This window comes from Paenibacillus sp. J23TS9 (assembly GCF_018403225.1).
In the GTDB taxonomy this organism is placed as follows: Bacteria; Bacillota; Bacilli; order Paenibacillales; family Paenibacillaceae; genus Paenibacillus_AQ.
Map to the genome: position 1 here is coordinate 331,295 of NZ_BOSG01000001.1, position 14,878 is coordinate 346,172.

Annotated in this window: 11 protein-coding genes; all 11 read left to right on the forward strand. The window is 49.3% G+C overall.

Annotated elements, in window-relative coordinates:
* The first annotated feature begins 29 nt into the window (after positions 1–29).
* Complete coding sequence (locus KJS65_RS01565; protein ID WP_213648284.1) at positions 30–1,982, forward strand: stage V sporulation protein D; 1,953 nt, start codon at positions 30–32, stop codon at positions 1,980–1,982.
* A gap of 53 nt (positions 1,983–2,035) precedes the next feature.
* A complete protein-coding gene (locus tag KJS65_RS01570; RefSeq protein ID WP_213648285.1) occupies positions 2,036–3,523 on the forward strand; it encodes a UDP-N-acetylmuramoyl-L-alanyl-D-glutamate--2,6-diaminopimelate ligase in 1,488 nt (495 codons plus the stop codon).
* The gene (locus KJS65_RS01575) at positions 3,520–4,926 is read left to right on the forward strand and encodes a UDP-N-acetylmuramoyl-tripeptide--D-alanyl-D-alanine ligase (RefSeq protein ID WP_213648286.1); all 1,407 of its coding nucleotides are present in this window, start codon (positions 3,520–3,522) and stop codon (positions 4,924–4,926) included. Before KJS65_RS01570 ends, KJS65_RS01575 begins: the two co-directional genes overlap by 4 nt.
* Before the next feature lie 21 nt (positions 4,927–4,947).
* Positions 4,948–5,913 (forward strand): phospho-N-acetylmuramoyl-pentapeptide-transferase, encoded by a 966-nt coding sequence (gene mraY, locus KJS65_RS01580; protein WP_213648287.1) that lies wholly within the window; start codon positions 4,948–4,950, stop codon positions 5,911–5,913.
* Positions 5,914–5,916: 3 nt separating this feature from the next.
* A complete protein-coding gene (gene murD, locus KJS65_RS01585; protein WP_213648288.1) occupies positions 5,917–7,338 on the forward strand; it encodes a UDP-N-acetylmuramoyl-L-alanine--D-glutamate ligase in 1,422 nt (473 codons plus the stop codon).
* A 49-nt stretch (positions 7,339–7,387) separates the two neighbouring features.
* Positions 7,388–8,485, forward strand: coding sequence for a stage V sporulation protein E (gene spoVE, locus KJS65_RS01590; RefSeq protein ID WP_213648289.1), 1,098 nt, complete (start codon positions 7,388–7,390; stop codon positions 8,483–8,485).
* A 5-nt stretch (positions 8,486–8,490) separates the two neighbouring features.
* A complete protein-coding gene (murG, locus tag KJS65_RS01595) occupies positions 8,491–9,600 on the forward strand; it encodes an undecaprenyldiphospho-muramoylpentapeptide beta-N-acetylglucosaminyltransferase (protein WP_213648290.1) in 1,110 nt (369 codons plus the stop codon).
* Positions 9,601–9,991: 391 nt separating this feature from the next.
* Positions 9,992–11,275, forward strand: a complete 1,284-nt coding sequence (gene murA / locus KJS65_RS01600) for a UDP-N-acetylglucosamine 1-carboxyvinyltransferase (protein ID WP_136606497.1) — start codon at positions 9,992–9,994, stop codon at positions 11,273–11,275.
* A 58-nt stretch (positions 11,276–11,333) separates the two neighbouring features.
* Positions 11,334–12,104: a cell division protein FtsQ/DivIB gene (locus KJS65_RS01605; RefSeq protein WP_213648291.1), complete on the forward strand. Its 771-nt coding sequence runs from the start codon at positions 11,334–11,336 to the stop codon at positions 12,102–12,104.
* A 272-nt stretch (positions 12,105–12,376) separates the two neighbouring features.
* Positions 12,377–13,654 carry a cell division protein FtsA gene (gene ftsA, locus KJS65_RS01610; protein ID WP_136606495.1) on the forward strand — a complete coding sequence of 426 codons (1,278 nt, stop codon included), beginning with the start codon at positions 12,377–12,379 and terminating at the stop codon, positions 13,652–13,654.
* Between the two features lie 63 nt (positions 13,655–13,717).
* Entirely contained in the window at positions 13,718–14,830 is a 1,113-nt protein-coding gene (ftsZ, locus tag KJS65_RS01615; protein ID WP_213648292.1) for a cell division protein FtsZ, read from the forward strand.
* Positions 14,831–14,878: the final 48 nt, after the last annotated feature.

Sequence of the window (14,878 nt, forward strand, 5' to 3'; positions counted from 1 at the left end):
ATAATTAGGATAGGCAGGGAGGAATAAAAGTGAAGGTTTCGAACGTAACGCGAAGACGCAGACTCCTGGTGAGCTTGATGGTCCTATGCTTGCTATTTGTTGCTATAATAGTAAGGCTTGCGTATGTCCAGCTGGGCAAGGGACCTGAGTTGTCTGCCAAAGCGGAAGAGAACTGGCGGAGAGAGATTCCGTCGACGGCCAAAAGAGGAGAAATCCAGGACCGTAACGGAGTGTCGCTCGCTTACAATATCAGTTCCCCAACCATTATGGCGGTTCCCGTTCAGGTCAAGGATCCCGATAAGACAGCGAAGCTGCTGGCACCACTGCTTGGGATGACCGAGGAGAAGATCAAAAGCACGATTACAAAAAGGCAATCAAGTGTGAAACTTCAACCCGGCGGACGCAAAATTACGATGGAGCTTGCTCAGAAAATTCGTGATTTAAATCTGCCGGGTATCGTTGTTGCAGAGGACAATAAGAGGTATTATCCTTATGGGGACCTTGCGGGCCATATTCTTGGATTTACCGGTATAGACAATCAGGGATTGACTGGCGTAGAGCAGAAGTATGACAGCAGGCTTGAGGGCTTGAATGGAAGCATCTCCTATTTATCGGATGCAGGCGGACGGCATATGCCGGGCTCATCAGAGAAATATGATGCGCCCAAAGACGGCCTTAATCTGCAGCTTACCATTGACAAGTCCATACAATCGATCATGGAACGTGAGCTCGATCAGGCTATGGTTCAGTATCAGGCCAGAGGCGCCTGGTCCATTGCCATGAATCCCAAAACCGGTGAAATTTATGCGATGGCAAGCAGACCCGGATACGAGCCCGGCAGTTATAAAGAATATGCTTCGGAAGTGTATAACCGTAATCTGCCGATCTGGATGACTTACGAACCGGGTTCCACTTTTAAAATTATTACTCTAGCAGCAGCACTTCAGGAAAAGAAGGTGGATTTGAAAAACGAACAGTTTTTTGATCCTGGGTACATTAAAATTGGCGGGGCAACATTGAAATGCTGGAAACGGGGCGGACATGGCAGCGAAACCTTTATGCAGGTTGTGGAAAATTCCTGCAACCCAGGTTTTGTGACGCTTGGCAATCGTTTGGGCAAGGATACACTGTTTCAATATATCCGTAATTTCGGTTTCGGTTCGAAGACTGGAATTGATTTGAACGGAGAAGAGAACGGAATCCTGTTCAAGCTGTCCCAAGTGGGTCCAGTGGAACTGGCTACCACGGCTTTTGGACAGGGGGTTTCAGTTACGCCGATTCAGCAGGTGGCTGCCGTATCGGCGGCTATTAACGGCGGTAAGCTGTATAAACCCTATGTGGCCAAAGCCTGGGTGAATCCGGAGACAGGAGAGACAGTCAGTGAGACGAAGCCGCAGATGGTCAGGCAAGTTATTTCTGAAGAGACATCGAAGCAGGTACGTGAAGCACTGGAAAACGTCGTTGCCAAAGGCACCGGACGGCCAGCATTTATTGACGGCTACCGCGTTGGCGGTAAGACGGGTACTGCTCAGATTGTTGTAAATGGACGCTATTCTGCAACGGAGCATATTGTATCCTTTATTGCCTTCGCACCTGCTGATGATCCACAAATTGTGGTATACACGGCGGTTGATAATCCGGCAGGCATTCAGTTCGGGGGCGTGGTGGCAGCACCTATCGTACAGAATATTCTGAAGGATTCCCTTCAGGTTCTGAAAGTACCTGAACGCAAGGATCAAGTACCAAAGGTGTATAAATACGGTGATACGCCGATCGTTACCGTTCCTGACCTGGTTGGGGCTACCGTGCAGGATTTGTACGAGGATTTGAATATGAACTTCACGCTGGCTAAGTCGGGCACCGGCAATACGGTGGTTAGCCAGGCTCCTAAGCCGGGAAGCCGCGTAGACCGCGGATCTACCATCCGCATCTATATGGGAGAAGATCCCGAAGCGAAAGAGCAAAATAAAGATCCTGACTAAGACTTAATCATCGCAGCAGTGGACGATAATAGAATTAGAGCGAGGGATATGTTATGAAACTGAACGAACTGGCTTCAACACTAACAATTGCACAAATCACAGGAAGCGGGGATATCACCATTACCGGTCTTCAGACCGACTCGCGCAAGGTTGCTCCGGGCGATCTGTTTATTTGCCTGCCGGGGCATACGGTAGATGGTCATGACTATGCTGAGCAGGCAGCCGAGCAGGGTGCCGCTGCGCTCGTCGTGGAGCATAAGCTTGACATTGATCTCCCGCAGGTCATCGTCAAAGACAGCCGTTATGCGATGGCAGTAATAGCGGATGCATTTTTCGGCTCCCCAAGCTCACACATGAAAATGATTGGAGTGACGGGAACCAACGGCAAGACCACAACCACGTACTTGATCGAAAAAATGATGAATGACCATGGTGTGAATACAGGATTGATCGGAACCATTCAAATGCGCTATGGAGGCCGGACGTTTCCGATGTCTGGTACCACACCGGAAGCTCTGGAGCTGCAGCGTTCCCTGGATGATATGTCTGCAAACGGTGTGAAGTGCTGCGTCATGGAAGTATCATCGCATGCGCTCGAACAAGGACGCGTCAAGGGCACCGATTTCCGTACAGCAATCTTTACAAACCTGACACAGGATCATCTGGACTACCATAAGACGATGGAAGATTACAGAGAAGCTAAGGGGCTTTTCTTCTCACGTCTCGGAAACAAATTCACCCATCAAAAGAATCAGCGGAAATACGCCGTTCTGAATGCTGATGATGAAGCATCGCAGTATTTTGCCAAGGTCACCGCTGCAGAGGTTATTACATACGGCTTGGATGAAAAAGCGGATGTTCGTGCGTCGGAAATTTCAATTACAGCGCAGGGCACTCATTTTCACGTGGATTCCTTCCAGGGCAGCTGCGATGTTCAGCTGAGAATGGTCGGTAAATTCAATGTGTACAACGCTCTTGCCGCGATTACTGCCGGTTTGCTGGAAGGCCTTGAGCTGGATAGCATCAAACGGAGCCTGGAATCGGTTCCGGGCGTTGACGGCCGCGTCGAATCCGTGGACGAGGGCCAGCCTTTTGCGGTCATTGTAGATTATGCCCATACACCGGATGGTTTGGAGAACGTATTGAAAACCGTCAATGAGTTTGCCAAGGGCCGTGTCATTACTGTGTTTGGCTGCGGCGGCGACCGCGACCGCACCAAACGCCCGATTATGGGTAAGATTGCGGCGGAATACAGTGACGTTGTTATGGTTACTTCAGATAATCCGCGCACGGAAGATCCCGACCTGATTCTGAAGGATATTGAGGCTGGACTTCATGAGAATTCCGTGCCGCAGAATAAGTATCAGCTCATCGTGGACCGGCGGAAGGCTATACAAAAGGCTATTGAAATGGCAAGCCCGGACGATGTAGTATTGATTGCGGGGAAAGGTCATGAGACCTATCAGGACATCATGCATGTTAAACATGATTTTGACGATCGTGTCGTGGCCAAAGAAGCGATAAGGGGTATGAACAAGTGATTACAAAGAAACTCGGCGATGTAGCGGTCATGTGTGGAGGAGTCCTTACACAAGACCATGATTGTGATATACAGATGGAAGGTGTCTTTACGGATTCCCGAAAGCTTGTCAGCGGCAGACTTTTTGTTCCGCTCGTGGGAGAGAATTTCGACGGTCATGCCTTTGCTGCGGCAGCGCTTGAAGGCGGTGCATGTGGTGTTCTCTGGCAGCGTGACCGCGGATTTCCGCCTGAAGGTCCTGTGATTGTTGTGGAGGATACGCTTGCCGCGCTGCAGGCTTTGGCTAAGGCTTATCTGGCTGATGTCGGCTGCCGCGTCGTCGGCATTACCGGCAGCAATGGCAAGACCACAACGAAAGATATGGTCTATGCACTGCTGGAGACTTCCTTTAAGGTTCATAAGACCGGGGGGAACTTCAATAATCATATCGGACTTCCGCTGACGATTCTGGAAATGCCGGCGGATACGGAAATTGTTGTGCTGGAGATGGGAATGAGCGGACGCCATGAAATTGAGAGTTTGTCCGCCATTGCGAGTCCCGAGGTGGCCGTCATCACGAATATTGGTGAAGCTCATCTGCTGCAGCTCGGATCCAGACATGAGATTGCCCGCGCCAAGCTGGAGATTGTCAGCGGCATGAAGCCGGGTGGCCTTTTGATATACCACGGAGATGAACCACTGATTCCACTCGTGCTAAGTGAGCCAGAGACTGTTAAGCCTGAAGGTCTTACGACCTTTACCTTCGGCATGGATCAGGATAAAAATGATGATTATCCGACAGGCATGATGTTCCACAGCAAAGGAATTATTTTCACTTCGCATCTCCACCCGGAAGAAGGGCTCGAGCTGCCGCTGCTGGGACAGCATAATGTTATTAACTGTCTGGCCGCTCTTGCAGTTGCAAGCTATTTCGGTATCAGCGGTGACAAGATCCGCGAAGGGATTTCCGGCCTTCAGTTAACGGGGATGCGTATTGAACAGATTACGGCTCCCAGCGGGCTTACGCTGCTCAACGATGCCTATAATGCCAGTCCGCTATCCATGAAGGCGGCGATCGATGCACTGGACAGCCTGAAAGGCTACCACCGCAAAGTCGCTGTGCTCGGGGACATGCTGGAGCTTGGGCCTAAACAGCTCGAATTTCATGCTGAGGTTGGAGAGTACGCGGTAGATGGTAAAGTGGATATGCTTTATACTTACGGTCCTTTATCTGAAGAGGCAGCAAAAGCCGCTCAGCTCAAGTGCCCTGATGTGCCTGTGTATCATTTTACCGATAAAAAAGAACTTGCTTCCCACCTAACAGGACAGCTGCATCCGAAGGATATTGTACTTATTAAAGCGTCTCGTGGTATGAAAATGGAAGAAATAGTGGATGCTCTTGTCAAGGAAGACTTGCATAATTAAACATACGGAGGGGGTGAATCCATGGATTATCAACTACTACTACTCACAATAGGTGTTTCTTTTATTTTGGCTGTCATTGCGGCTCCGCTGCTCATCCCGCTATTGAGGCGCATGAAATTTGGACAGCAGGTACGTGATGACGGTCCGCAGAGCCATTTGAAAAAAGCCGGTACGCCCACGATGGGCGGCGTGGTGATTATTTTGGCATTTACATTGTCCTTTTTGAAATTTTCCGTCATTAATACGGATTTCTATGTTTTGCTTGTGGCTACACTCGGCTTTGGCCTCATCGGTTTTCTCGATGATTATATCAAAATCGTATTTAAACGCTCACTTGGACTGACTGCCCGTCAGAAGCTTTTTGGACAGCTGCTATTTTCAGCCATCATGTGTATACTGCTGATTCAAAATGGCCATGACACTGCTATTCATGTTCCCGGAACTTCCTGGTCGTTTGACTGGGGCGGTTGGTTCTATTATCCGTTCGTCGTTATCATGATGCTGGCGATCAGCAACGCGGTTAACTTTACGGACGGTCTTGACGGACTGCTCTCTGGAGTCAGTGCTATTGCATTTGCGGCTTTTGCGCTTGTAGCTATGCAGGCGACATCACTATCCGCAGCCGTGTGTGCCGCAGCCATGATCGGAGCCGTACTGGGCTTCCTGGTGTTTAACGCGCATCCCGCCAAAGTATTCATGGGCGATACGGGTTCCCTTGGCATCGGCGGAGCCATCGGTGCAATCGCGATTGTGACCAAAAGTGAACTGCTCTTTATCATTATCGGTGGTGTTTTTGTTGTTGAAATGCTATCCGTTGTGCTTCAGGTTGCATCATTCAAAACAAGAGGCAAACGCATATTTAAAATGAGTCCGATTCACCACCACTTTGAATTGTCCGGCTGGTCCGAATGGCGTGTTGTGATGACGTTCTGGGCTGTAGGCATTATTCTTGCAGGTATTGGACTTTACTTGAACAAGGGGTTGTAGAAGATGAAGCATCCAGAGTCTTACAGGGATCAGGAAGTCATCGTACTGGGATTGGCCAAGAGCGGTGTACAAGTCGCCAAGGTTCTGCACAGTTACGGTGCGGTTGTAACGGTTAATGATCAAAAAGACAGAGAACAATGCCCCGAAGCCGGGGAACTGGAGTCATTGGGGATTTCCGTCATTTGCGGCGGTCATCCGGATAATCTGGTTCATCCCGGTATTTCTCTGCTTGTCAAAAATCCGGGTATTCCATACAGGGTTCAGCCCATACAAAAAGCACTGGAGCTTGGAATTGAAGTTGTGACTGAGGTAGAGGTCGCTTATCATATCTGCAATGCTCCGATTATCGGGATTACCGGCTCCAACGGTAAGACGACGACGACAACCTGGGTTGGTCAAATGCTGGAAGAGGTCGGAATGCGTCCTATTGTGGCCGGAAATATCGGAACACCGCTTTGTGAAGCAGCCCAAAATGCGGTTGCCGGCAATTGGATGGTTACAGAACTGAGCAGCTTTCAGTTAAAAGGCACGGAGGAATTCAGACCGCGTATCGGATGCTTGTTGAATGTGGCAGAAACGCATCTGGATTATCATGGAGGCATGGAAGACTATGTTTCCTCCAAAGCAAAAATGTTTGCCAACATGGGAGAAGGAGATACCGCAGTCCTCAATTGGGATGATTCAACCTGCCGTGAGCTCGTTCCCTACATCAAAGCGAAGCTGCTACCCTTCTCTACCAATGAAGAATTGGTAGAAGGTGTTTATGTCAGTCCGCCTTTCATTCCTGATGTAGAGGATTCAGTATCACGGAAAATCGTATACCGTGATGAACATGGTCAAATTACGGATATCATCCCCGTGGAGGAAGTCGGTATTCCAGGTCGCTTTAACATCGCAAATGCGGCTGCCGCCTGCGCCATATCCATTGCTGCCGGCGCACCTGCCGATCGTTTGAGCGGCCCATTGTCCTCCTTCCGCGGCGTTGAACACCGATTGGAATATGTGATGAATCTTCATGGAGTCGCTTTTTATAATAATTCCAAAGCTACGAATTCCAAAGCGACAACCATGGCGTTGACTTCCTTTCATGAGCCGATTGTATTGATTGCCGGCGGTTTGGACCGCGGCTCGGATTATATGGAGCTGATGGCGGTACTGTCCGAGCGGGTTAAAGCAATTGTCGTTTTTGGCCAAACAGCGCAAAAAATTGCCAAAGTAGCGGAAATCGCGGGATTAAAGCATATTGTCATCGTCGATAATGAGGAGGACGCCGCCAACACGCTCCGGTCAGCCGTAAAAGAAGCCGCAGCTGCTGCAGAGGCTGGGGATATCGTGCTTTTATCTCCTGCTTGTGCCAGCTGGGACATGTTTACTTCATATGAAGAGCGCGGACGCATTTTTAAAGAGGCGGTGCATAATCTTTAAGTAGGGGGGTGGATAAGCCCCTACTTTCTCTGCAAAAGGTGGCCTCTTCATGAACAAGACACGCCCGGCGCCGGATTTGTGGCTTTTTCTCTGTATTTTGGGTTTGCTCACAATCGGCATGATCATGGTATACAGCGCAGGCTCGGTACTGGCCTTTCACAATTATGGTGACTCTTTCTATTTCGTTAAACGCCAGATGCTATTTGCTGTATTGGGACTTGTGGCTATGTTTTTTACAGCAAGCTTGGATTTTCGCGTGTGGAAAAAGTATGCTAAGGTAGGACTGATTGTGTGCTTCGTGCTTCTGGTTATCGTGTTGATACCCGGAATCGGTAACGTACGCGGAGGTGCCCGAAGCTGGCTTGGTATCAGTTCCTTTGGCATTCAGCCTTCCGAGTTTATGAAGCTGGGCATGATTCTGTTTCTCTCCAAATGGCTGAGCAGCGAAGAGTGGGATGTCACCAAATTCGGCAAAGGTCTTTTGCCGCCGCTGGGACTGATTGGCCTGGCCTTCGGCTTGATCATGCTTCAGCCAGATCTGGGTACAGGCACTGTCATGCTTGGAGCGGCCATGATGATTATTTTTACGGCTGGTGCGCGTCTGAGACATTTGGGTATGCTTGGGCTTGCCGGAGCCGCCGGATTTGTCGGACTCATTATTGCGGCACCATACCGTCTTAAGCGGATAACCGCATTTCTTGATCCATGGTCTGACCCGCTTGGTGCAGGCTATCAAATTATACAATCTCTATATGCTATCGGCCCTGGGGGGCTTGGTGGTCTGGGACTCGGAATGAGCCGTCAAAAGTACAGCTATGTTCCGGAGCCGCAGACGGACTTTATCTTTTCTATTTTGGCCGAAGAGCTGGGTTTCATTGGCGGGCTGATTGTACTGCTGCTGTTTTTGATCCTGGTCTGGCGGGGCATGCGCGTTGCGATGACGATTCCTGATCGTTTTGGCAGTTTGCTAGCGGTAGGCATTGTCGGCATGGTCGCTGTTCAGGTTGTCATTAATATCGGTGTTGTTATCGGACTCATGCCGGTAACGGGCATTACCCTACCGCTGATCAGCTATGGCGGTTCATCGCTTACGCTGATGCTGACCGCTCTGGGCATTTTACTTAATCTATCACGATATGCGAGGTGATCAGCATGCGCATCGTTCTATCAGGCGGCGGCACCGGGGGACATATTTATCCGGCTGTCGCTGTTGCGAGGCAGTGTGAGGAAGAAGATCCTGATTCTACTTTTTTATATATTGGCGGAACAAGAGGCTTGGAGAGCAAGCTGGTACCACAAGAGCAAATTCCTTTTCAATCCATTGACATTACCGGATTTCGTCGCAAGCTGTCTACGGACAACATCAAGACAGTTATCCGTTTTTTAAAAGGCGTTAAAACATCCAAGAAGATGCTGGCCGAATTTAAGCCGGATGTCGTCATCGGTACTGGTGGTTATGTATGTGGTCCTGTCGTATATGCTGCGGCCAAGCTTGGCATTCCATGCATTATTCATGAACAGAATGCAATACCGGGCTTGACCAACAAGTTCCTCAGCAGGTATGTCAGCACGGTCGCGGTCAGTTTTGAAGGGTCAGAGCGTTCCTTCCCCAAAGCGAAGCGTGTTATTTATACAGGCAATCCGCGAGCTACTACCGTGCAGTCCGCTAACCGTGAACGCGGTTTTGCGACACTGGGCATCCCGATGAACAGTTCGGTTGTTCTCGTTGTCGGCGGCAGCCGCGGGGCGAAGGCCATCAATGATGCAATGATCGATATGGCGCCACAGCTGGAGCAGCTGAAGCATATTCATTTTGTATATGTAACAGGCGAGAATTACTTCGAAAAGACGCGGGAAGAGATCCGCAGCAAGCTTGGCAGCATGCCAAACCATTTGCATGTCCTTCCCTATGTGCATAACATGCCAGAAGTGCTGGCAGCGACATCACTGATCGTCAACCGGGCGGGAGCATCCTTCCTGGCTGAAATTACATCACTGGGTATTCCGTCCATTCTCATTCCGTCTCCGAATGTCACGAATAACCATCAAGAGGCTAATGCGAGACAGCTGGAGAAGGCGGGAGCTGCCAAAGTCATTCTGGAAAAGGATTTATCGGGAAAACGCCTCTATCAGTCTATCGGGGAGATTATGGGTGATATCCGAGTACAGCAGGGAATGTCCGAGCAGTCCCGAAGTCTTGGAAAGCCAGACTCCGCCAATCTGATCGTTGAAGAAATGCGCCGTCTTACGGCAGGCCGCTGAAAGGGCTGGGCGATTGTCACACACCGGGTACGCAGTACATAAGATACTCTATGATCGTGACAATCACCATGGAATCGCCGGCCCCTAGGATTGGACTTTAAGCCCATCTAAAGCTTTAGCGGATGTCATTACGTTTGGATGGTAGACAACGGTTGGATATCCGAGCCGCTTGCCGCAAAAAGCTGTATCCATATGCCGGAGCCCACGGGCCTGATGTGTCACGCAAAATAAGTCCGCTGAGATTGTACTGGATTCACACCGGTCAAACGACAGCAGAGGACGTTCTCACTCCAATGTATTCTGCTTCGGAGCTAATAAAGCTCTGAACGGGTATCACAGCTGATGCCTGAGTCGAATGCGGCGGTTGAGGGGTAAACTCGGAGGTGATACATTGGACAAATTGGTGATTGAGGGTGGCAAATCCCTATCAGGAACCATACGTATCCATGGAGCAAAAAATGCAGCTTTGCCTATTCTGGCAGCGAGCTTGCTGGCCGCAGGCAAGGTTCAGCTGAGCAATGTCCCCCGTCTTCTGGATATTGAAGTGATGCTGGACATCCTGGATCGGATCGGCTGCACGACTTTGCATGATCAGGAGACGGTTGTTGTGGATACGTCGTCCGCCAATTCGTTTCATGTACCGGAAGACTTAATGAAGCAAATGCGTTCCTCTATTTTTCTAATGGGACCTTTGCTTGCGAGGTTTGGAGAGGTTGCTGTCTATCAGCCTGGTGGCTGTGCCATCGGCGAACGCAAAATCGACCTTCATCTTCGGGGACTTAAAGCGCTTGGCGCTGAAATTGAGGAGCTCGACCAGCAAATTATTTGCAGGGCCGAGAAACTGAAGGGGACCGATATCCATCTTGATTTTCCGAGTGTGGGAGCAACCGAGAACATTATGATGGCGGCTGCCACGGCTGAAGGTACAACGACAATAACCAATGCGGCACGCGAGCCGGAAATTCAGGATTTGCAAAATTTTCTGAATGCCATGGGGGCAAGCATCATCGGGGCGGGAACGGATACAATCACAATCCAGGGCGTAAGCCAGCTGTCACCGTGTTCGTACAGTATTATTCCTGACCGGATTGTGGCCGGAACCGTAATGATTGCGGCCGCGGCAACACGGGGGAATGTTACGCTGACCCACTGCAATCCGGCGCATTTATCATCCTTGATCCACGTCCTCAAGCGGGCCGGTGTTCAAATCAGTATTTGCAATGATATAATGAATGTAAGCTGCATGAGCCGACCGAAAGCTGTCGAGCGTATCGTCACATCACCTTACCCGTCGTTTCCCACCGATTTGCAGTCCCAGGTCATGGTGCTGCTGTCCTTGGCTGATGGTTTCAGTGTGATGAAAGAGACTGTTTTTGAAGGACGCTTTAAGCATGTGGATGAACTGACAAGAATGGGTGCGGATATATCTATTGATCTAAGCTGCGCATTCATCCGCGGCGTGCAGCGCCTGTATGGTGCTACAGTAGAAGCGACGGATCTCAGGGCAGGAGCGGCTCTGGTTATCGCCGGACTCGCCGCCCAGGGAAAGACAATTGTTGAACAAGTGCATCACATTGACAGAGGTTATGAACATATTGAACAGCTTTTTCAAAAACTAGGGGCTGAGATTCACCGGTTTTCGCCAGTGCCCAAATCATTAGATTTAGCTAATTAACACCAAGCTTATCCCCTCTGATCAGAGGGGATAAGAGGTATTTTGTGGAGAGAATCCTATGCCAAAAGCTCATATTCCCGTTTTAAAAGAGAACAAGCCCAAGAGAAGAGCCAGCCGGAGAATCATTGCTATTCTGCTGCTTTTGTTTGTTGCGATCCTAGTAATCTTATTCTTTCGCTCACCCGTAAGCCAGGTGACGGAGATACAGTTTACAGGCAGCACGTTTTCCTCAAGGGAGCAGCTTTTGCAGGCCAGCGGGCTGAAGACGGGCACCCAGTATTTTGGTGTATCGCCGTCTAAGGTTGAGAGTCAGCTGTTACAAATTAAATCGATTCAAAAGGCTGTAGTGGACAAGCATTTTCCCGGTAAAATCAGCGTCAGAATAGAAGAGTATCCTACAGTTGCCTACGAACTGGGTGCTGAGGGCAATCTTGATGCAATTCTCGCGAACGGGACCAAGGTCTCTGTGAACAGCAGTGGTATTGCCGTAGAAAAGCCTATTCTTACGAAATGGAACACATCTGATCCGAATAAGGTGGAGCTGTGTAAAGTTCTCGGGAAGATTCCGAATGAGCTGACCTCAGACATATCGGAGATTATTCCATCACCGACCGCTTCTTTTCCGGACAGAATCAAGCTGTATACAAGATCCCGATTTGTCGTCATCACTGCTATCTCGCTTTTGAGCGACAAGGTGGAATATCTGAACCAGGTCATCGAGACAGCCCAGCCGGGAACCATAACGATGCTGGAAGCCGATACGTATACACCTTTTCAACCTCTTGGCGAAGATGGAACAGACCAAAATGCCACTACTCATGACAATTAAAAAATGCTACAATTGATTTTATGGGTTAACTGTATAGAATAAACTAAAATTTGTTTATCAAAATACCGATAAACGTTATCGGTAGGGGGAATCCCTGGTTTGTTCTATCTTGAAAACTCCCTCTTTTTTCTTCTGATTTTTACCCTGCTCTACTAAATGTTGGCAGCCGAAAAATTTGTAGAAAAAAGAGGGAAAGATTATTCTTTGTTGAATATGTAGAATTGAGTGTTTTATTTATTGGAAGTTATTTTATAAAACAGGAGGTGCCACGGTTGAGCAACAATGACATCATTGTTAGTTTGGACATCGGTACATCCAAAGTTCGTGCTATTATTGGGGAAGTGAATAATGGAACCTTTAATATTATTGGAGTTGGATCTGCCGACTCGGAAGGAATACGTAAAGGTGCAATTGTAGATATTGACCAGACTGTACAATCCATCCGTAGTGCCGTTGATCATGCGGAACGTATGGTCGGTATTCAAATATCGGAGGTTTATGTCGGCATTTCGGGGAATCATATCGGACTTCAATCAAGCCACGGTGTTGTGGCAGTATCGAACGAGGATCGGGAAATTGGCGAGGAAGATATTGAACGTGTGCTTAAAGCCGCAGAGGTCGTAGCACTTCCGCCTGACCGGGAAATCATTGATGTAGTTGCAAAACAATACGTAGTAGATGGGCTGGAGGGAATTCAAGATCCGCGCGGCATGATTGGCGTCCGTCTGGAAGTGGAAGCCATCATCATTACCGGCGCTAAGACAGCTATACATAATCTTTTGCGCTGTGTTGAAAAATCAGGTCTTAAAATCAAGGATTTGGTTCTCATGTCCTTGGGGGCAGGGCAGCTTGCCTTGTCTAAAGACGAGAAAACGATGGGTTCTGTACTTGTTGATATCGGCGCCGGCTCTACAACGATCGCAATTTTCGAAGACGGAACCATGGTTTCAACTTCCACTTTGCCTATCGGCGGTGAATTTGTGACCAATGATATTGCTTATGGTCTGCGGACGCTTACGGATCAGGCAGAAAAGGTCAAACTGAAATATGGCTGTGCTTTGATGGCTGATGCCGCTCCTGATGTTACTTTCAAGGTGGTCCGCATCGGCAGTAACGTGGAAAAGGAATTTACCCAAGAAGATTTGGCGGCGATTGTTGAGCCACGTGTACAGGAAATTTTCCATCTGATTAGTGAAGAAGTGAAGCGTCTTGGTTACGCTGAGCTCCCAGGGGGTTATATACTTACTGGTGGCACTGTATCCATGCCGGGAGTATTACAGGTTGCCCAGGGCGAGCTTGCAGCATCCGTCAGAATTGCCGTGCCGGATTATATCGGCGTTCGCGACCCTGGTTATACCAGTGGCGTTGGCATTCTACATAACGTCATCCGCAGTATCCGTGTACGCAGCGGCAGCAGCGCAAACGTGAGCAGTGCGGGCAACAAGAAAACAGTGAACCGCCCTAAAGCGAGTCCTGCTTCGAATCCGGAAACTGCCCAGAAACCAGGCCTTATTGAACGATTGAAAAATATATTCAGTGATTTCATATAAGCAGGTTCCACAATGAATTAGTGGACGGGCCATTCATGCACAATGAGGGGGAGATGGGAAAATATGTTGGAATTTGATTTTGAAATGGAGAGCTTGGCTCAGATTAAAGTAATAGGTGTGGGTGGCGGCGGAAGCAATGCTGTCAACCGTATGATCGAGAATGGCGTTCAAGGTGTGGAATTCATTACCGTGAATACAGACGCTCAAGCTTTGCATATGGCCAAATCGGAACATAAACTGCAAATCGGGGATAAACTGACTCGCGGTCTTGGTGCCGGAGCCAACCCAGAAGTGGGAAAAAAGGCGGCCGAAGAGTCGCGTGATCTGATTATGAACACCCTTAAGGGTGCTGACATGGTGTTTGTTACCGCAGGTATGGGTGGTGGTACCGGAACAGGTGCTGCTCCAGTGATCGCAGAGATCGCCAAGGAATGCGGAGCATTGACCGTAGGCGTGGTGACTCGCCCGTTTACTTTTGAGGGACGCAAGCGTTCCTCTCAAGCCGAGCTGGGCATTGAAGGTCTGAAAGAAAAGGTCGATACGCTTATTGTTATTCCGAACGACCGACTTTTAGAAATCGTTGACAAGAAAACGCCGATGATAGAAGCGTTCCGGGAAGCAGATAATGTGCTTCGTCAAGCCGTACAAGGCATCTCCGACTTGATCCAGGTTCCTGGTCTGATCAACCTTGACTTTGCCGACGTGAAAACGATCATGACTGAACGCGGTTCAGCTTTGATGGGGATTGGACTTGCAACAGGCGAGAACCGCGCAGCTGAGGCTGCACGTAAAGCAATCATGAGTCCGCTGCTGGAGACTTCGATTGAAGGAGCACGCGGCGTCATCATGAATATTACGGGCGGTGCCAACCTGTCACTTTACGAAGTGAATGAGGCGGCAGAGATCGTCACTTCGGCATCAGACCCGGAAGTGAACATGATCTTCGGTGCGATCATTGAAGAAAGCATGAAAGACGAAATTAAAGTAACGGTTATTGCTACCGGGTTTGATCATCGTGGTGCTCCAACCGCGCCTCCTCGCAAGCCGGGAGTAGCGCCATCCGAGCCTACAGACAACCGCAGCAATGCGAATAACCTTCGTCCGTTCGGCAACCAGGGCGGCAGCGATCAGCTGGACATTCCGACATTCCTGCGGAATCGTTCACGCAAGGACTAATTGTATACGACATTTAAAACCAAGACCCGCATTCCTATCGGAAATCGC